The sequence below is a fragment of the Inhella sp. genome (assembly GCF_041912635.1).
In the GTDB taxonomy this organism is placed as follows: Bacteria; Pseudomonadota; Gammaproteobacteria; order Burkholderiales; family Burkholderiaceae_C; genus Inhella.
On the sequence record NZ_JAYRMO010000006.1, the window covers coordinates 154,611 to 172,865 of the forward strand.

Sequence of the window (18,255 nt, forward strand, 5' to 3'; positions counted from 1 at the left end):
ACAAGACCATGAGCAGTCCCTATCTCCAGGGCGAAGCCCTGGCTACCGCCATTGCGCAATCCGCCGCCAAGCTGAAGGCGGTGTTCGGCGAGGCCCCGGCGATCGCCGTCGTGCTGGGCTCGGGCTGGTCCGGTGCCAGCGAGCAGTTGCAAAACCCCCAGCGCCTGAGCTACGCCGATCTGCCCGGCTGGCCCCTGCCCAAGGTGGAAGGCCATGTGAACGAGGTGGTGGTGGGCACGACGGCCGCTGGCCAGCGCGTGGCCATGCTGCGTGGCCGTGCCCACACCTATGAGAGCGGCGACTGCACCGGCATGGCTGCGCCCATCCGCAGCCTCAAGGCCTGGGGCGTGCAGGTGCTGCTCTCCACCAATGCTTCCGGCTCGCTGCGCCAGCACCAGCCGCCGGGCAGCCTGATGCTGATCAGCGACCACATCAACGCGCCGCAGCGCTCGCCCCTGGTGGGCCTCTCTGGCAGCGACCGCTTCTGCGACATGAGCACCGCCTACGACCTGGAGCTGCGCCAGACGGCCAAGGCCCTGGCCCAGGAAGTGGACCAGCGCCTGTGCGAGGGCGTGTACTGCTGGGCCCTGGGCCCGCAGTTCGAGACCCCGGCCGAGATCCGCATGTTTGCCGCCTGGGGTGCCGATGCGGTCGGCATGTCCACCGTGCCCGACACCATCCTGGCCCGCCACGCCGGCCTGCGCGTGATGGGCCTGGCGCTCATCACCAATATGGCCGCCGGCCTCTCGGCCGAGGCGCTGACGCATGAGCTCACGCTGCGCGAAGCCAAGGACAGCGGCGAGCGCGCCTCGAAGTTCCTGGGCCAATTGCTGGACCGCTTGATGAAGCTGAGTTCCCTGCAATGAGCGCGCAAGACACGGCACGCACCCTGCTGCGCTGCCTGGACCTGACCAGCCTGAACGAAGGCGACACGGCCGAAAGCACGGCGGCCCTGTGCACCAAGGCCCAGACTGCCCACGGCCCGGTGGCTGCGGTGTGCGTGTGGCCGCGCTTCGTCACGCAGGCGCGTGCGGCGCTGCCGCCCGCCATCCGGGTGGCAGCCGTCGCCAACTTCCCCGAGGGGGCGCTCGATCTGCCACGCGCCCTGGCCGACATCGAGGCGATTGCCCAGGCCGGTGCGCAGGAAATCGACGTGGTGCTGCCCTGGCGGGCGCTCAAGGCCGGCCAGGTGCAAGAAGTGGCCGAGTTCCTGGCCGAGGTGCGCCACGCCAGCCGGCCGCTGACGCTCAAGGTCATCATCGAAAGCGGAGAGTTGAAAGACGAGGCGCTGATCCGCCGCGCCACCCAGCTCAGCCTGAATGCCGGGGCGGACTTCATCAAGACCAGCACCGGCAAGACCGCGGTCTCGGCCACGCCCGAGGCAGCGCGCGCCATGCTGGACGAGATCGCCCACAGCGGCTTCTCGGCCGCCGGCTTCAAGGCCTCGGGCGGCATCCGCACCGTGGCGCAGGGGGCTGACTACCTGGAGCTGGTGCGCGCCAGCCTGGGGGAGGGCGGCCTGAACCCGCAGCGCCTGCGCTTCGGCGCTTCGGGCCTGCTGGACGACATCCTGGCCGTGCTGGATGGCAAGGCGGGCACGGCCGTGAAAGAGGGGTATTGAGATGCTGGCCCAGGAAATCATCCGCACCAAGCGCAACGGCGGCACGCTGAGCACCGCGCAGATCCAATCCTTCGTCAAGGGCCTGACCGACGAGAGCTGGAGCGAAGGCCAGGTGGCCGCGCTCGGCATGGCCGTGTTCCTGAAGGGCATGAACCGCGACGAGGCGGTGGCGCTGACGCTGGCGATGCGCGACTCCGGCCGCGTGATGCACTGGCCCGACATGCCCGGCCCGGTGGTGGACAAGCATTCCACCGGCGGCGTGGGCGACAAGATCAGCCTGATGCTGGCGCCCATGGTGGCCGCCTGCGGCGGCTATGTGCCCATGATTGCCGGGCGGGGCCTCGGCCACACCGGCGGCACGGTGGACAAGCTCGAAGCCATCCCCGGCTACCAGACCCGTCCCGATGCCGCGCTGTTCGACGCCACGGTGCGCCGTCTCGGCTGCGCCATCATTGGCCAGACCGCCGACCTGGCGCCGGCCGACAAGCGCTTCTATGCCACGCGGGACGTCACCGCCACGGTCGAGTCGGTGCCGCTGATCACCGCCTCCATCCTGAGCAAGAAGCTCGCCGCCGGCCTGCAGGGCCTGGCGATGGACGTGAAGTACGGCAGCGGCGCCTTCTGCGATTCCCTGGGCATGGCGCGTGAGCTGGCCGAGAGCATCGTCGCCGTGGGCAATGGCGCCGGCATGAAGACTCGCGCGCTCATCACCGACATGAACGAGGTGCTCGGCCTTTCTGCCGGCAATGCCGTCGAGGTGCTGGAGGCGGTCAATTACCTGCGCGGGCTGAACGTCGAGCCGCGCCAGCACGAGATCACCCTGGCCCTGTGCAGCCAGATGCTGCTGCTGGGCGGCCTGGCCCGCACCGAAACCGAAGCCCGCGCCAAGCTGCAGGCCGCGCTGGACAGCGGCGCCGCCGCCGAGCGCTTCGGCCAGATGGTGGCGGCCCTGGGTGGCCCCACCGACCTGATGGAGCACCCCGAGAAGCATCTGCAGCTGGCGCCCGTGAAGAAGCCCGTGCCTTCGCCGCGCGCGGGCGTGCTGGCTGCGCAGGACACGCGTGCCATCGGCATCGCCGTCATCGAACTGGGCGGTGGCCGCCGCCTGGCCAGCGATGCCATCAACCACCGCGTCGGCTTCTCGGCCGTGCGCCCGCTGGCACGCCTGATCGACGAGTTCGAGCCCCTGGCCTACGTGCACGCGATGGACGAGGCCTCGGCCGACCGCGCCATCGCCGCCTACCAGGCCGCTTGTGTCATCCACGAGCGCCCGGAACCCGCCACGCCCTTGATCGCCGAGGTCATCGGATGAGCGAGGAGCAGGACAACAAGCCGGTGCACGAGCGCCGCATCAAGAGCTTCGTCAAGCGCGGCGGGCGCATGGGCACGGGCCAGATCAAGGCCCTGCAGGAGCTCGCGCCCAAGTACGTGCTGCCCTACAGCGCCCAGGCGCCCGACTGGGACGCGGTGTTCGGCCGCCAGGCCCCGCGCGTGCTGGAGATTGGCTTCGGCATGGGCGACGCGACCGCCAAGATCGCCGCCACGCTGCCGCAGCTCGATTTCATCGGCTGCGAGGTGCACGAGGCCGGGGTGGGCGCGCTGCTGCAGCGCATCGAGGAAGGCCAGCTGACCAATCTGCGCATCGTGCAGCACGACGCCGTGGAGGTGCTGGCCACGATGATCCCCAAGGCCAGCCTGCAGGGCGTGCACCTGTTCTTCCCCGACCCCTGGCACAAGAAGCGCCACCACAAGCGCCGGCTGGTGCAGCCGGCCTTCATTGCCGACCTGGTGCAGTACATCCAGCCCGGCGGCTACTTCCACGCCGCCACCGACTGGGAACCCTATGCCCAGCAGATGCTCGAGGTGCTGAGCGCCGAACCGGCACTGCAGAACACGGCCCTGGGCTTTGCGCCCAAGCCCGAGTACCGGCCGCTGACCAAGTTCGAGGCGCGCGGCCTGCGCCTGGGTCATGGCGTGTGGGATCTGGTGTTCCAGCGGCGTTGAAGGGGTGAGGCCCCGCACAATGCGCGGGCCATGCTGAGCTTCTTCTCCCTCACCCACACCGAGCACGCGCCCAGCCACGAGTTCTTCCGTGGCCAGCTCGTGCCCTGTCACGAAACCCCGGCGCGAGCCGAGCAGGTGCATCAGGCCCTGCAGGCCGCCGGGCACCGCATCGAAACCGCAGGCTTCCCGGACAGCCGCGCGCTGCTCGGCCAGGTGCATGCCGAGCGCTACCTGCGTTTTCTGGAAGGCGCCTGGGCCGATTGGCTGGCCCGCGACCCCGCCAACGCTGCGCGCCAGCCCTGGCCCTCGACCTGGCCGGTGCGCACCTTGCGCAGCGACCTCGAACCGCGCGAGTTCAGCGCCCGCCTCGGGCTTTACAGCTTTGACAACGGCACGCCGCTGAGCGCCGGCAGTTGGGCGGCCGCCAAGGCCGGCTGCGACGCCGCGCTGGCCGGTGCGCAGGCCCTGGCGGGTGGCGCGCGCGCCGCCTTCGTGGCCAGCCGTCCGCCCGGCCACCATGCCGGGCCGGATTTCATGGGCGGCTACTGCTTCCTCAATCAAGCCGCCGTGGCCGCCCAGGCCCTGCGCGCCCAGGGCCATGCGCGCGTGGCGGTGCTGGACGTGGACTATCACCATGGCAACGGCACGCAGGCGATCTTCTACGGCCGCAGTGACGTGTTCTTCGCCAGCCTGCATGGCGACCCGAGCACCGAGTACCCGTTTTTCCTGGGCCATGCCGACGAAGAAGGCGAGGGCGAGGGCCGAGGCTTCAACCTGAACCTGCCGCTGCCGGCCGGCACCACCGCCGAGTTCTGGTTCGCCGCGCTGGAGCAGGCCTGCGCCCGCTTGCAGGCGTTGAATGCGAGCGCGCTGGTGGTGTCGCTGGGCTTGGATACCTTCGAGGGCGACCCCATCTCCAAGTTCAAGCTGGCGCGCGCCGATTTCGGCCGCCTGGGCGCGCGCCTGGCCGGCTTGGGCCTGCCCACACTGTTCGTGCTGGAAGGCGGCTACGCCACCGCCGATCTGGGCTTGAACGCGGTGGCCGTGCTGGACGGCTTCGAGCGCGAAGGAGGGCGTTGACGATGGGATGGCATCTGCTGGTCTGGATTCCGCTGACCCTGCTGGGTCTGTTCTGGTCCCTGCTGTGCTGGGCCGCCAAGGGCCTGATCCACTGGGAAGGCTGGCGCAAGGGGGTGGAAATCACCCAGGAAGTGCCGCTGTTCGAGTTCCCCGAATGGCTGAAAGACCTGCTCGGTATCGGCTGGATCGAGGAGATCCAGGCTGCCTTGGTGAGCTTCTGGCCGCAGCTGCATGAATGGCTGCTCAGCTGGCCCGATCTGGGCTCTTGGTTCACCGTGCTGCTGTGGTTCGTGTGGGGCGTGGGCATCCTGCTGCTGCTGGGTGCGGGAGGCTTGCTGAGCCTGTTGATCGCGCTGGCCCGGCGCGCACAGCCGCAGCGGCCTGTGGGAGTGGGTGCATGAGCGAAGTCTTGCGAGGCCGGCGCATCCTGCTGGCGCTTTCCGGCGGCATCGCTGGCTACAAGGTGGCGGAGCTGACGCGCCTGCTCGTCAAGGCCGGTGCCCAGGTGCAGGTGATGATGAGTCAGGCGGCGACGCAGTTCATCACCCCGGTGACGATGCAGGCCCTCTCGGGCCGGCCCGTCATCCTGGATCAGTGGGACGGCGCCGCGCCCAACAACATGCACCACATCAATGCCGGCCGCGAGGCCGAGCTGATGCTGATCGCCCCGGCCAGCGCCGACCTGATCGCCAAGCTGGCGCAGGGCAGGGCGGACGAAATCGTGTCGCTGACCGCGCTGGCGCGACCCATCGAGCGCTGCCCGCTGCTGGTGGCGCCGGCCATGAACCGCGAGATGTGGGCGCACCCGGCCACGCAACGCAATGTCGACCAGATCGAAGCCGATGGCGCGCTGATCCTTGGCCCCGCGGCGGGCGACCAGGCCTGCGGCGAAATTGGCGACGGCCGCATGCTGGAGCCCGAGGAGTTGTTCGAGGCCCTGGTCAACCACTTCACGCCCAAGCGGCTGGCCGGACGCTCGGTGCTGATCACTGCCGGCCCGACTTTCGAGGCCATCGACCCGGTGCGTGGCATCACCAACCGTAGCAGCGGCAAGATGGGTTTTGCCATCGCCCAGGCCTGCGAGCGCGCCGGCGCCCGCGTCACCCTGGTGGCCGGCCCGGTGGCCCTGCCCACGCCGGCTGGGGTGGAGCGCATCGACGTGCAGTCCGCGCAAGCGATGCTGGACGCGGTGCTGCCGCGCGCCACCGGGCACGAGGTCTTCATCGCCACCGCGGCGGTGGCCGATTGGCGGCCCGCCCAATGCGCCGAGCACAAGATCAAGAAGGACGGCAGCGGCCAGACGCCCACGCTGGCCTTCACCGAGAACCCCGACATCTTGGCCACCGTGGCGGCGCTGCCTAACCCGCCTTATTGCGTGGGCTTTGCCGCCGAAAGTGAAAAGCTGCTGGAGCACGCCCAGGCCAAGCGCGCGCGCAAGCGCATTCCGCTCATCGTGGCCAATCTGGGCCCCGCCACCTTCGGCCAGGACGACAACGCCCTGCTGCTGGTGGACGCCGAAGGCGCCCGCGAGCTGCCGCGCGCCCCCAAGACCGAACTGGCCAGCCAGCTGGTGGCCGAACTTTCCCAGCGCCTGAACGCAAGAACGACCTGATGCACACCGTTGACCTGAAGATCCTGGACCCGCGCATGGCCGAAAGCCTGCCGGCCTACGCCACCCCCGGCAGCGCCGGCCTGGACCTGCGCGCCGCGCTGACCGAGCCCCTGACCCTGCAGCCTGGGCAGACCGAGCTCATTCCCACCGGCATCGCCATCCATCTGGGTGACCCTAACCTGGCCGCGCTGATCCTGCCGCGCTCGGGCCTGGGTCACAAGCACGGCATCGTGCTGGGCAATCTGGTGGGGCTGATCGATTCCGACTACCAGGGCCCGCTGATGGTCAGCGCCTGGAACCGCGGCAGTCAGGCCTTCACGATCCAGCCGATGGACCGGCTCGCGCAGTTGGTCATCGTGCCGGTGCTGCAGGCGCAGTTCCGCGTGGTGGATGACTTTGACGCCAGCCACCGCGGCGCGGGTGGCTTCGGTTCAACCGGCCACGCTTAGTGGATCGGTTCGTCCGGGGAGGAGCCCTCCAGCACTTGGACGAAACCCTCACCCACAGTGCGGGCGGCAATCTCGTCGTCGCTGGCCTCGCGCAGCGCCTGGATCTTCAGGTGCAGGCGCAGGCCGATGCCGGCCAGCGGGTGGTTGCCGTCCAGCACCACATGCTCGGGGTAGAGCTCGGTGACGGTGTAGATCGCGTCAGCCGGCATGTCGGGCGTCTGTGCGCCTTCGGGCAGGCCTTCGAAGCGCATGCCGATCTCGATGTCGCCAGGGAACAGATGGCGGGGCTCGAAGCAGACCAGTTCGGCCTCGTAGTCACCAAAGGCATCGGCCGGCTCCAGGGCTAGGCTCAGCTCGGCGCCGATGTACTGGCCCAGCAGGGCCTGTTCGACCTTGGGCAGCAGGTCTTCGCCACCGACCAGGAATTCGGTCGGCTCTTCGAGGGTGTCGATCAGTTCGCCTTGGGCGTCTTCGAGGCGCCAGGTCAGGCTGACGACGCTGGGGGATAGCACTTCTTCCATCGCGTCATGTTCGCACAGGGCCTTGACAATGCCCGCATGCATGCACCCTTTGACAAGCCCTGGCCCCTGCTGGGCGGCCTGAGTCCCGACCAATTCATGCGTCGCCATTGGCAGCGCAAACCTGCTGTCTTGCGCCAGGCCGCGCTGCCCTGGCTGGGCCGGCTGAACCGCCCGCAGCTGTTCGCGCTGGCCGAGCGCGAGGACGTGGAGTCCCGTCTGATCCAGGGCAATGAGACCCAGACTTGGAAGCTCTCGCATGGTCCCTTCCCGCGCCGGCGGTTGCCGGCAGTCAGCAAGCCGGGCTGGACCCTGCTGGTGCAGGGCATGGAGGCTCTGCATCCGGCGGCACGCGAGCTGATCGACGCCTTCCGCTTCCTGCCCGAAGCGCGCCTGGACGATGTGATGGTCTCATGGGCCAGCGACCAGGGCGGCGTGGGGCCGCACACCGATGCCTACGACGTCTTCCTCTGCCAGCTCAGCGGCCGGCGGCGCTGGCGCGTCTCGAACCAGAAGCAGCGCGAGCTGGTGGAGGGCCTGCCGGTCAAGATCCTGCGCCAGTTCGAGCCGCAGTTCGAATGGGTGCTCGATCCGGGCGACATCCTTTACCTGCCGCCCAACTGGGCGCATGACGGCGTGGCGCTGGGCGCCGACTGCGTGACCGCCTCCGTGGGCCTGCGCACGCCCTCGCGTTGGGAACTGGCCGATGCGCTGCTGGCACGCCTGATCGACCCTGAGGACGAGCCCAGCAAGGCGCTGGAGCAGCACTACACCGACGCCGGCACCCCGCCGAGCCCGCAGCCGGCCCAGATTCCCGCCGGCCTGCAGGACTTCGCGCAGGATGCCTTGCAGCGCGTGATGCAGGACCCGCAACGCCTGGCACGTGCGCTGGGCGAGTACCTGAGCGAGCCCAAGCCCCAGCAAGTCTTTGAGCCGGGGGCGGTGACTGCCGGGGCCGTGCGCCTGGCGCCGGCCAGCCGCATGCTTTACGACCGCTGGCATGTGTTTCTCAATGGCGAGGCCTACCGGGCGGCCGGTCAGGATTTCCGCCTGATGCGCATCCTGGCCGACCGGCGCACACTGGCGGCGGCCGAACGTGCGCGCCTGAGCGAGGGGGCGCAGGCCCTGGTCAATGACTGGATGGAATGGGGGTGGCTGTGCCCGACACCGTGATGAACCTGGAAGGCGAGAGTGGACGGCTGGAAGGCTGGGTGGCGATTGAGGCCGGCCTCAAGGATTTGCTGCTGGAGGCCTTGAACGAGGGCAACCGGCGCCTGGTGGTGCTGGACCCGGACTTCGTGCATTGGCCCTGGTCCGACGCCTCGGTGCTGGAGGCCCTGGGCCACTGGGGGCGGGGCGGGCGGCACCTGGAAATGCTGGCGCCTGATTACCAGGCCTGCGCGCGTCGGCATCCGCGCTTCATGCAGTGGCGCGCCCATTACGACCATGTGCTGCGCGTTGCCGACTTCGACCCCGGCGAGGTGGGGCCGGACTGGCCCACCGGCCTGCTGGCCAGCGACCACGGTCCGGTGCTGCGCCTACTGGAGTTGGAGAACGGTCGTGCACGCTGGACGCGCGCCGGCCCCCATCTGGCGGCGGATCGGCACGCTGCGTTCGGACTGTTTGATGCAATTGCACAACGCTCTTCGCCGGCCTGGCCATTCACCCAACTCGGCCTTTAAGAAGCGGTGTTTTCCCTTCCTATAATGGCGGGCTAGGCAGCAGAGGCGCTCGAGGTTTCTGTTGTCTTGCTTGACCGGTGGGGACATCGGTCGGGTTTGGACCCCACGCCGGTTGGTGCGGGTTCCGCGAAATTACCGGTGATTTTGTTTTTCCATCCTGTCTTCTAGAGGACCCCAATGAAAAAGTCGATCCTGATGGCTTCCCTGCTGGCCGCCGTCGCCCTCGCCGCTTGCAGCAAGAAGGAAGAAGCTCCGGCTCCGGCTGCTGAGCCTGCTCCGGTTGCCGCCCCGGCTCCCGCTGCTTCGGAAATGGCTTCGGCCCCCGCCGCTGACGCTTCGGCCCCCGCCGCTGCTGAAGCTGCCTCGGCTCCCGCCAGCAACTAAGAAGCACGAGATCGCGGACCCGGCGCTTGTCGCCGGGTCGCATCAAGACAAAGGCCACCGCAAGGTGGCCTTTGTCTTTTCCGGCACGCGGCGCCAAGAAAAAACGGCCGGGTCCGTTTCCGGAGCCGGCCGTCAGTGAAGTTTGCGGGGCTTAGCGCAGGTCTTGCAGCAGCAGGGCCAGGATGCGCTTGGCGTTGTCGTTGGTCTGTTGCACGCCCTGGCTGTCCTGCACGCTGACGACCGAGCCCTTGGCATCGCTCTTCACGGCCACGCGGTAGCGGCCGGTGGTCGGGCCCTTGTCGGACGAGAACAGGCGCTGCAGGAAATTGGGCTCGTCTTTGCCGGCCTGGCTCGGGTCGGCATAGCGCAGGAAGAAGAGGCCGGCGCGGCGGTCGCGGTCTTCCACGGTGAAGCCATGGCGATCGAGCGACTGGCCGACACGGCGCCAGGCCTTCTCGAAGTCGTCCGCCAGCTTGATTTCGTTGGGTACCTCGCTCAGCGCCAGCTTGGCCGGATCGGCGGCCGGTGCGCTGGGGGTAGTGGCTGCCGGGGCTTTGCCGGCTTCGGCCAGGGCCACCGGGGCCTTGCCGCCCAGGCGCAGCAGCAGGCGGCTGAGCATCTCGGCTTCCAGCTCGGCGTCCGCGGGGCGCGGCGTCCACACCACCTGATCCCGCTGCGCATTGGTGTAGACCTCGTGCATGCCGCGGTGCGTCACGGTGATCTCGGTCTTGCCATCCACGCGCTCCAGGCGGGTGCGGAACTGGTCGCGCTCGCCGGTGGAGTACAGGCCTTCCAGCACCGTGCCGATGGTGCGACGGATGAAGTCCTTGGGCAGCTTGGCGCGGTTCTCCTTCCAGTCGGTTTCCAGCACACCCACATCGGCCTGGTCCTTGGGCAGGTCAAAGCCCAACTCGGTCCAGAACGCGCGGGTCACGGGCCAGACTTCCTCGGGGCTCATGCTGGTGCGGATCAGGCGTACACCGCCCACCCGCACGATCTCGGCTCCCGGCACGCTGTTCAGGGCCACCTGGTTGGTGTTCACGGCCACGGCCGTGGGCTGGGTGGACAAGGCCGCAGCGCTGACGCTGCCGGCCGCACCCAGCGGAGCCTGGCGTTGCAACTGGCTCAGATCGGGCGGAACCTCCAGGCCAGGGGTCTGCTTGGACTGGGTGCGGTAATCGACCTTGTCGTTGTTGAACAGGGGGTCGAACGAGCTGCAGCCGCCCAGTGCGGCGGCAAGGGCAAGACTCAGGGCACGGAGGGGAAAACGCGTCACGGCAGGGCAGTCCTGACTTGGGAAAGAGGCGGATTAGAGCAAATGCGCATCGCGCATCGCCGCTTCGACGGCACTCTGGCCGGCGGGGGTGAGCGGGAGCAGGGGCAGACGCAGATTGTTCTCGATGTGGCCCAGGCGGCTCAGCGCCCATTTCGTGGGGGCCGGGCTGGGTTCGCAGAACAGCTGCTTGTGCAGGCTCAGCAGTTGGAAGTGCAGGGCGGTGGCCTTGGCCACTTCACCGGCGCGCGCGGCAGCGCACATCTGGGCCATCAGCTTCGGCGCGACGTTGCTGCTCACGCTGACCACGCCGGCGCCGCCCATCAGCATCAGGGCCAGGGCGGTGCCGTCGTCGCCGCTGTAGATGGCGAAACCCTCGGGGGCGTGCTTGATCAGCCAGGCCGCGCGCTCGATGTTGCCGGTGGCTTCTTTGATGCCGAACACGCCGGGCAATGCAGCGCAGCGCAGCGCGGTTTCGGGGGCCATATCGGCCACGGTGCGGCCGGGCACGTTGTAGAGCATCAGCGGCAGGTCCACGGCCTCGGCAATGGCCTTGAAGTGGGCGTAGATGCCGTCCTGGCTGGGCTTGTTGTAGTAGGGCACGACGCTCAGGTGCGCGCTGGCGCCCACCTGCTTGGCGTAGCGGGCCAGCTCGATGGCCTCGCGGGTGGCATTCGCACCGGTGCCGGCCAGGATGGGCACGCGGCCGGCCGCATGCTCGACGGCGACGCGGATGACCTCGCAGTTTTCCTCCATGCTGACCGTGGGCGACTCGCCCGTGGTGCCGACCACGCCGATCACGTTGGTGCCTTCGGCGATGTGCCAGTCGATCAGGGAGCGCAGCTTGGCGTAGTCGATCGCGCCATCGGCGTGCATGGGGGTGACGAGGGCGACGATGCTGCCGTGGATGGATTTCATGGGGCGGATTCCTGGGGAGCCGGAGATTCTAGGAGCGGCCAGTCGGGCGGTGACTCATGCAGCCGCAGGTGGCGCGCGGCAACGCGCTGGATCCGGGCGCCGTTGACGATGCCGTCTTCGTAGGCCAGCACATGGAGCTTGCCCTGGCACGCAGCCAGCAACTCCCCGGGTTGCAGCAGGAAGTCGGGGTTGCGCGGTCGGCCCAGCAGCTCCTGGCCGACGGCGAAGGTCTCGTAGACCAGCCAGCCGCCCTCGGCCACGCTGTCGACGATGCGCGGCAGCAGCGGGCGCCAGAGGTAGTTCGTCACCAGCACGAGGTCGAACTGCTCGCCGCCGAGCGGCCAGGGGCCGTTTTCCAGGTCGGCGCATAGCACCCGGGCGGGTTCGGGAATCAGCAGCAGGGCCTCGGCGTCGCGGTCCACCGCAGTGACGTGAAGCCCGTGCTCCAGCAACAGCCGGCTGTGGCGGCCGCCGCCGCAGGCCAGGTCCAACGCCTTCATGCCGGCCTGCCACTGCGGCACCCAGCGGCTTACCCAGTCAGAAGCAGCCACGCACACCCTCCGCCAGGGCCTGCATCAAGGCCGGGTCGATCCAGGCCAGCAGCACGGCGCCCAGCACCAGCAGGGCGAGCAGGCCGAACATCAGCTTGCGCAGCATCAGGCCGCCACCGGCTGGCGCTGCAGCGCCTGCTCACGCACGGGCAGATTGGCGAGCGCGGCGAACACGCCCAGCGCCACGGCGATCCACCAGACGATCTGGTAGCTGCCCGTCTGCTCGTACAGCAAGCCACCCAGCCACACGCCCAGGAAGCTGCCGATCTGGTGGCTGAAGAACACCATGCCGCCCAGCATCGACAGGTTGGCCACGCCAAAGATTTGCGCCACCGTGGCATTGGTAGGCGGGATGGTGGAGAGCCACAGCAAGCCCATCACAGAAGAAAAGACGTACACCGTAGCCGGGCTGATGGGCAGGGTGATGAAGGCGACGATGGCCACCGAGCGCGCGGCGTAGATGAAGGACAGGATGTAGCGCTTCGGAAAACGCTGGCCCAGTGCGCCCGCGGCGTAGGTGCCGAACACATTGAAGAGCCCGATCAGCGCCAGCGCCCAGGTCGCCACACCGGCCGAAAGCCCCTGGTCCTTCAGATAGGCCGGCAGGTGCACGCCGATGAACACCACCTGGAAGCCGCAGACGAAGTAGCCGGCCGTCAGCCACAGGAAGCTCGGGGTGGCCACGGCCTCCTTCAGCGCAGCCAGCGCGCCCTGGCGTGGCCCGCTGGCCTTCACGGGTGGTTCGCGCAGGCCCAGGGCCAGCGGCAGGATCAAGAGCACCGCGCCGGCCAGCAGGAACAGGCTGGGCTGCCAGCCGAATGCCTCGATCAAGCGGTGCTCGATAGGCAGCATCAGAAATTGGCCAAAGCTGCCGGCGCTGGCCGTCACGCCCATGGCCCAGCTGCGCTTGGCAGGGTCCAACTGGCGGCCGATGACGCCGTACACCACGGCATAAGTGGTGCCCGATTGCGCCACGCCGATAAGCAGCCCCGCGGCCAGGGCGAACAGGGCCGGCGTGTTTGCCAGGCCCATGCCGGCCAGGCCCAGGGCATACAGCAGGGCGCCCGCCAGCAAGGGCTTCAGGGCCCCGACCCGGTCTGCCCAGATCCCGACCAGCGGGCCGATGGCCCCCCAGACCAGGTTCTGCAACGCCAGGGCGAGGGCGAAGTCTTCTCGCGTCCAGCCGCGCTCCAGGGTGATGGGTTGGAGCCACAGGCCGAAGCCGTGCCGGATGCCCATCGAGAGGGTGACGATGGTGGCGCCACAGGCCAGGATCTGGGTGGCGGAAGGGTGCTTCGGGTGCGACATAGGGGGCGATTCTGGGCGCTTCCTAGAATCCGCGCCCTTCACTGGGACAGTCATGGCAGTAACCCCTCAATACGGAGAAGCCTCGATCCGCGTGCTCAAGGGCCTGGAGCCCGTCAAGCAGCGGCCGGGCATGTACACCCGCACGGAAAACCCCCTGCACATCGTGCAGGAGGTGCTGGACAACGCGGCCGACGAGGCCTTGGCGGGCTTTGGCAAGCGCATCGCGCTCACGCTGCATACCGACGGATCGGTCACCGTGGAGGACGACGGCCGCGGCATTCCTTTCGGTCTGCACCCGGAGGAGGGTGTGCCGGTGGTGGAGATCGTCTTCACCCGCCTGCACGCGGGCGGCAAGTTCGACAAGGGCGCCGGCGGCGCCTACAGCTTCTCGGGCGGCCTGCACGGCGTAGGCGTGTCCGTCACCAATGCGCTGTCCAAACGCCTGGAAGTGACGGTGCAGCGCGAGGGCCAGACCGCCAGCATCGTGTTCTCGCATGGCGACGTGATCCAGCCCGTGCAGGTGCAGCCCGGCGCGCCGCGCAAGCAGGGCACCAAGGTGCGCGTCTGGCCCGAGGCCAAGTACTTCGACGCCCCCGAGCTGCCGCGCGGCGAACTGGTGCACCTGCTGCGCAGCAAGGCCGTCCTGATGCCGGGGGTGACCGTCACGCTGACCGACGAGAAGAAGGGCGAGACCCAGACCTGGCTCTACAAGGGCGGCCTGCGCGAGTACCTGCAGGGCAGCCTGAACGCCGAGCCTGTCGTCGAACTGTTCGAGGGGGCCCATTACGCCAAGGCCAGCGACACCGAGAACTTCGCCGAGGGAGAGGGTGCCGCTTGGTGCGTGGCCTTCACCGAGGAGGCGGCCAGCCAGCGCGAAAGCTACGTCAACCTGATCCCCACCGTGGCCGGCGGCACGCACGAGGCCGGGCTGAAGGATGGCCTCTTCCAGGCCGTCAAGACCTTCATTGAGTTGCATTCGCTGCTACCCAAGGGCGTCAAGCTGATGCCCGAGGATCTGTTCGGCCGTGCCAGCTTCGTGCTCTCTGCCAAGGTGCTGGACCCGCAGTTCCAGGGCCAGACCAAGGAGCGTCTGAACAGCCGCGACGCCTTGAGACTGGTGGCCGGCTATGTGCGCCCGGCCTTCGAGCTGTGGCTGAACCAGCATGTCGAGCAAGGCAAGAAGCTGGCCGAGCTGGTCATCAAGCAGGCGCAGAGCCGCCAGCGCGCCGCGCAGAAAGTCGAGAAGAGACGAGGCAGCGGCGTGGCCGTGCTGCCCGGCAAGCTGACCGATTGCGAGAGCCGTGACCTGAACCTGAACGAGCTCTTCCTGGTGGAGGGCGATTCGGCCGGCGGTAGCGCCAAGATGGGCCGCAACAAGGAAACCCAGGCCATCCTGCCGCTGCGCGGCAAGGTGCTGAACACCTGGGAGGTCGAGCGCGACCTGCTGTTCAAGAACACCGAGGTGCACGACATCTCGGTGGCCATCAGCGTGGACCCACATGGCCCCAACGACACGCCCGACCTGAGCGGCCTGCGCTATGGCAAGGTCTGCATCCTCTCGGACGCTGACGTCGATGGCGCCCATATCCAGGTGCTGCTGCTGACCCTGTTCCAGAAGCATTTCCCGAAGCTGGTGCAGGCAGGCCACATCTACGTGGCGCGTCCGCCCCTGTTCCGCGTCGACGCCCCGGCGCGCGGCAAGAAGCCCCCGGTCAAGCTCTATGCACTCGACGAGGGCGAGCAGCACGCCATCCTCGACAAGCTGCGCAAGGAAGGCGCCCGCGAAGGCAGCTGGACCATCAGCCGCTTCAAGGGCCTGGGCGAGATGAACGCCGAGCAGCTCTGGGACACCACGCTGAACCCGGACACCCGGCGCCTGCTGCGCGTCTCCGCGCCGGACGCCGAGGCGGCGGCGCAGGTGTTGACCCAGCTGATGGGCCGCAATGAGGCGGCGGCGCGGCGCGAGCTGATGGAAAAGCACGGCGACGCCATCGAGGTGGACATTTGACGGCGCCCGCCCCGCGCCTGCGCCCCACCATGCTGAGCGACCTGGACTGGGTCGTCAGCGTCGAGCAGGACGGTGCCAACCGCCCCTTCATCACCCCCTGGGAGCGCACCCAGCACGAAGGGGCGATCCGCTTTCCGGATTGCCGCCACTTCATCATTGAAAGCCCGGAGCAGCAGCGCCTGGGCTTTGTCATCCTGCAGGGCTGCCGCAACCCGCATGGCTCCATCGAGCTCAAGCGCCTGGTGCTGCAGACCAAGGGCCAGGGCCTGGGGCGGGCCTGTGTGCGCCTGCTGAAGAAGCTCGCCTTCACGCAGATGCACGCGCACCGCTTCTGGCTGGATGTGAAGGCGCTGAACGAGCGCGCGCACCAGCTCTATCTCAGCGAGGGCTTCGTCGAGGAAGGGCGGCTGCGCGAGTCGGTGCGCGTCACCCTGGACGGCGCAGACGGCTACGACAGCCTGATCGTGATGTCCCTGCTGGACCGCGAATACCAGGCCCGGGTGGCGATGGGCCTGGAGTGATGCGGGGCGTCCTGACGTCCTGAATCAGCGCCGCGGCGCGGTGCTTTGCCAACCCGCCGGGGCAGGAGGCAGCGGTTTGTCGGGGCCGCTATGGCGCATGCGCATCACGCGCTGCTCGGCCTGCACCTGCTGCCATTGCTCCAGGGTGGGCAGGGCCGCCTGGGCCTTGACGCGCGGCGCAGCGGCGGGCTGTTCCAGATTGGCCGTCCAGCTCTCGCCGGCACGCATGGCAATGGGCGGCGGCAGCAGATCGACCTCGTTCTCACCGGCCCAGGGCGCCAGGTCGGCGACCACGGCGCGGGCTCGTGGACGGATGGCGGGCTCGCCGATGCGGCCGCGCTGGCCCCAGCGCACGATGATGCTGGAGCCGGTGGCGCCGGTCGGGAAGTCGTCGGAGATGGCGAAGTCGCGCCGGATGCCCTGGCGCCGTTGCATCAGGAACTCCTCCAGCGTCATCGCGGTGTCTTCGCGCGAAGTGGAATAGGCGTAGTCGTCCGTCGCCAGGTCGGGAGCGAAGAAGCCGGCGATGTCAGCGGGCGTGTAGGCCTTTTGCTGGGCGGTGGCCGTCTTGCCGCGGAACAGCACGTCGCCCAGGGCCAGCATGGGCTGGGAGCTCAGCGGGTAGAGCGCCTGCACCCGGTCCGATGTGAGCTGGTAGTTCGCGTAGCGCGGGTAGATGTTGTCCCAGGCGCTGCGGAAGTTCTGCAGGCTGCCGTAGGCGGACGGCGGCATGAAGTCCAGCGCATGGGTCAGCTCGTGGAACATCAACCAGGTGGCTTCGTTGCGCACCTCGTCCAGCGGGCGGGTGATGCGCGCGGCGGGGTCGTAGTACTTGAACAGGCGCTGGTTGTCCTTGGTGTAGCGCCACAGGGTGTCGAACTGCAGGGCGTTGCCGAATTCGCTGCGGTAGTCGGGCGCCTCGTTCATGGTGTCGCGTTCTTCGGGGGTCAGCCAGAAGGACTCGCCGTCCAGGTAGATGGCCCCGGTGCCGGCGTAATAGAACGAGGGCCGGATGTGGGTGGAGAGCACGATGGCGGTGACGCTGCCGAGCATGCGGCGCATGTCGCCATTGGTGTCGTGCTCGCGCAGGAAGGCCTCGAAGTTGCGGCCCAGCCAGTCGTGCGAGACCAGCACGCGGTCCATCACTTCGTCCACCGTGGGGGTGGCACCGCCTTTTTGCTGGGCGATGAAGGGCAGGGTGCCGAGCAGGCAGACGTTGTAGCGCGGCCCCGAGTGGTAGATGCCGGGGTCGTACACGCAGTTGCGCAGCACGCTGGCGTAGGGCCCGTTCGGCTTGTAAGGGTAGGTGCGCGAGATCTGGTCACCCGCCCACATGGCATTGGTGTCGCTCGCCGGGGCCTGCTGCTTGTATTCCACCAGCACCATGGCCTCGTCGCTGTCCACCTTGCCTTGCGCGGTGTAGAGCGTGGCGCGCAGGCGGATCAGGGTGTCGCGCGTGACCGTCGGGGCGGTGAACAGGGCCTGGCGCGGGTTGCGCGTGTCCAGTTCCACCGCCGGGCCTTCGAGCTGGGTCCAGATGATGGTCTTGAGGCTGTCGCCTTCCGGCAGGCTGGGCCAGGCGCGCAACGAGACTTTGCCGCCCATGCGCACGGAGTGGCTGGCGCGCAGGGTCAGGCGTGCGGTTTCGCTGCTGGGGGCGGCCGCCACCTGAACGGTCTGGGCTTCCTTGCGCTCCACGCCGAGCGAATCCTTGTAGCTCACCTCGAAGGCGTAGCTGCCGGGCTCCGGGGGGTCGAAGCTGATGGTTTGCGTCTTGTCGGCCGGCAGTGGCACGCTGGCGCCGCCGGTTTGACGCCACTGCACCGAGGCAATGGCGCTACCGCAGCCGGCCACCGTCAGTCCGGCGTTCTTGCCCACTTGGGGGGCGAGGCTTGCAAAGCGCTCAAAGCCCGCTCCGGACGCACACAGACGCGAGGCCGTGCGGGGCAGGGGGGTGATGAACTGCGTCAGCGCCCCGACCGGCTTGACCTCGGTGCCGAACAAGCCACCGAGTACGTACACCTGCCCCTCGCGCACGCCCAGGTAGATGCCGGTGCTCTCGTAATAGCGGTACAGATAGCCCAGCGCGCTGGCCGTGGCCGCCGTGCCGGGGAAGTACTCGGGGTAGTAGACCTGCGCAAACTCGAACAGCTGGCGCGCGGCCTCCTCGGGGTCCACGGCCGCGCTGTCCGCCGCGCTGGCCGACGGGTTCGACAAGGCACGCACGCGCAGCGCCGCGGCTGCCTGCTCGGCGGGCGCTGGTGGCTGAGCCGCGTCCCCTCCGCCGCAACCCGTCAAGAGAAGACTGCTTCCCAGAATGGCGCCG

19 protein-coding genes are annotated in these 18,255 nt (G+C 68.6%); 13 read left to right on the forward strand and 6 right to left on the reverse strand.

Annotation, left to right across the window (positions count from 1 at the left end; genetic code table 11):
• The first annotated feature begins 8 nt into the window (after window positions 1-8).
• From ACE3QP_RS05365 to dut, 8 genes are read left to right on the forward strand one after another with little or no spacing between them, the layout of a single operon-like run.
• Entirely contained in the window at window positions 9-866 is an 858-nt protein-coding gene (locus tag ACE3QP_RS05365) for a purine-nucleoside phosphorylase (RefSeq protein ID WP_374434183.1), read from the forward strand.
• Window positions 863-1,621, forward strand: coding sequence for a deoxyribose-phosphate aldolase (gene deoC, locus ACE3QP_RS05370; protein ID WP_374434185.1), 759 nt, complete (start codon window positions 863-865; stop codon window positions 1,619-1,621). Before ACE3QP_RS05365 ends, deoC begins: the two co-directional genes overlap by 4 nt.
• Window position 1,622: 1 nt before the next feature.
• Entirely contained in the window at window positions 1,623-2,933 is a 1,311-nt protein-coding gene (deoA, locus tag ACE3QP_RS05375; protein WP_374434187.1) for a thymidine phosphorylase, read from the forward strand.
• Window positions 2,873-3,625 (forward strand): tRNA (guanosine(46)-N7)-methyltransferase TrmB, encoded by a 753-nt coding sequence (gene trmB, locus ACE3QP_RS05380; RefSeq protein ID WP_374434189.1) that lies wholly within the window; start codon window positions 2,873-2,875, stop codon window positions 3,623-3,625. Before deoA ends, trmB begins: the two co-directional genes overlap by 61 nt.
• Before the next feature lie 30 nt (window positions 3,626-3,655).
• On the forward strand, window positions 3,656-4,705 hold the full coding sequence (locus ACE3QP_RS05385) for a histone deacetylase family protein (protein WP_374434191.1): 1,050 nt from the start codon (window positions 3,656-3,658) through the stop codon (window positions 4,703-4,705).
• Between the two features lie 2 nt (window positions 4,706-4,707).
• On the forward strand, window positions 4,708-5,106 hold the full coding sequence (locus ACE3QP_RS05390; protein WP_374434193.1) for a hypothetical protein: 399 nt from the start codon (window positions 4,708-4,710) through the stop codon (window positions 5,104-5,106).
• Window positions 5,103-6,317: a bifunctional phosphopantothenoylcysteine decarboxylase/phosphopantothenate--cysteine ligase CoaBC gene (gene coaBC / locus ACE3QP_RS05395; RefSeq protein ID WP_374434195.1), complete on the forward strand. Its 1,215-nt coding sequence runs from the start codon at window positions 5,103-5,105 to the stop codon at window positions 6,315-6,317. The genes ACE3QP_RS05390 and coaBC overlap by 4 nt, the downstream gene beginning before the upstream one ends.
• Entirely contained in the window at window positions 6,317-6,766 is a 450-nt protein-coding gene (gene dut / locus ACE3QP_RS05400; RefSeq protein WP_374434196.1) for a dUTP diphosphatase, read from the forward strand. The genes coaBC and dut overlap by 1 nt, the downstream gene beginning before the upstream one ends.
• On the opposite strand, the gene ACE3QP_RS05405 is transcribed toward dut, so the two are convergent.
• On the reverse strand, window positions 6,763-7,329 hold the full coding sequence (locus tag ACE3QP_RS05405; protein WP_374434198.1) for a peptidylprolyl isomerase: 567 nt from the start codon (window positions 7,327-7,329) through the stop codon (window positions 6,763-6,765). The genes dut and ACE3QP_RS05405 overlap by 4 nt on opposite strands.
• Between ACE3QP_RS05405 and ACE3QP_RS05410 the strand changes: the two genes are divergently transcribed.
• The 3 genes from ACE3QP_RS05410 (at window position 7,324) to ACE3QP_RS05420 (ending at window position 9,350) form a co-directional block, all read left to right on the forward strand.
• Window positions 7,324-8,457, forward strand: a complete 1,134-nt coding sequence (locus ACE3QP_RS05410) for a JmjC domain-containing protein (RefSeq protein WP_374434200.1) — start codon at window positions 7,324-7,326, stop codon at window positions 8,455-8,457. The two genes, ACE3QP_RS05405 and ACE3QP_RS05410, sit on opposite strands and share 6 nt — an antisense overlap.
• Window positions 8,436-8,966 carry a hypothetical protein gene (locus ACE3QP_RS05415; protein WP_374434201.1) on the forward strand — a complete coding sequence of 177 codons (531 nt, stop codon included), beginning with the start codon at window positions 8,436-8,438 and terminating at the stop codon, window positions 8,964-8,966. Before ACE3QP_RS05410 ends, ACE3QP_RS05415 begins: the two co-directional genes overlap by 22 nt.
• Window positions 8,967-9,143: 177 nt before the next feature.
• Entirely contained in the window at window positions 9,144-9,350 is a 207-nt protein-coding gene (locus ACE3QP_RS05420) for a hypothetical protein (protein ID WP_232351748.1), read from the forward strand.
• A gap of 151 nt (window positions 9,351-9,501) precedes the next feature.
• On the opposite strand, the gene bamC is transcribed toward ACE3QP_RS05420, so the two are convergent.
• The 4 genes from bamC to ACE3QP_RS05440 form a co-directional block, all read right to left on the reverse strand.
• The gene (bamC, locus tag ACE3QP_RS05425) at window positions 9,502-10,626 is read right to left on the reverse strand and encodes an outer membrane protein assembly factor BamC (RefSeq protein WP_374434203.1); all 1,125 of its coding nucleotides are present in this window, start codon (window positions 10,624-10,626) and stop codon (window positions 9,502-9,504) included.
• A gap of 33 nt (window positions 10,627-10,659) precedes the next feature.
• Complete coding sequence (dapA, locus tag ACE3QP_RS05430) at window positions 10,660-11,541, reverse strand: 4-hydroxy-tetrahydrodipicolinate synthase (protein ID WP_374434205.1); 882 nt, start codon at window positions 11,539-11,541, stop codon at window positions 10,660-10,662.
• Window positions 11,538-12,041, reverse strand: a complete 504-nt coding sequence (locus tag ACE3QP_RS05435; protein ID WP_374434232.1) for a class I SAM-dependent methyltransferase — start codon at window positions 12,039-12,041, stop codon at window positions 11,538-11,540. Before ACE3QP_RS05435 ends, dapA begins: the two co-directional genes overlap by 4 nt.
• A 156-nt stretch (window positions 12,042-12,197) precedes the next feature.
• Entirely contained in the window at window positions 12,198-13,400 is a 1,203-nt protein-coding gene (locus ACE3QP_RS05440) for an MFS transporter (protein WP_374434207.1), read from the reverse strand.
• Between the two features lie 52 nt (window positions 13,401-13,452).
• Here ACE3QP_RS05440 and ACE3QP_RS05445 point away from each other — a divergent pair, with 52 nt between their 5' ends.
• Together ACE3QP_RS05445 and ACE3QP_RS05450 are read left to right on the forward strand one after the other, a co-directional pair.
• Window positions 13,453-15,408 (forward strand): DNA topoisomerase IV subunit B, encoded by a 1,956-nt coding sequence (locus ACE3QP_RS05445; protein ID WP_374434209.1) that lies wholly within the window; start codon window positions 13,453-13,455, stop codon window positions 15,406-15,408.
• 29 nt (window positions 15,409-15,437) lie between these two features.
• A complete protein-coding gene (locus tag ACE3QP_RS05450) occupies window positions 15,438-15,929 on the forward strand; it encodes a GNAT family N-acetyltransferase (protein WP_374434211.1) in 492 nt (163 codons plus the stop codon).
• A gap of 24 nt (window positions 15,930-15,953) precedes the next feature.
• On the opposite strand, the gene ACE3QP_RS05455 is transcribed toward ACE3QP_RS05450, so the two are convergent.
• Entirely contained in the window at window positions 15,954-18,155 is a 2,202-nt protein-coding gene (locus ACE3QP_RS05455) for a hypothetical protein (protein ID WP_374434213.1), read from the reverse strand.
• Between the last annotated feature and the right edge of the window lie 100 nt (window positions 18,156-18,255).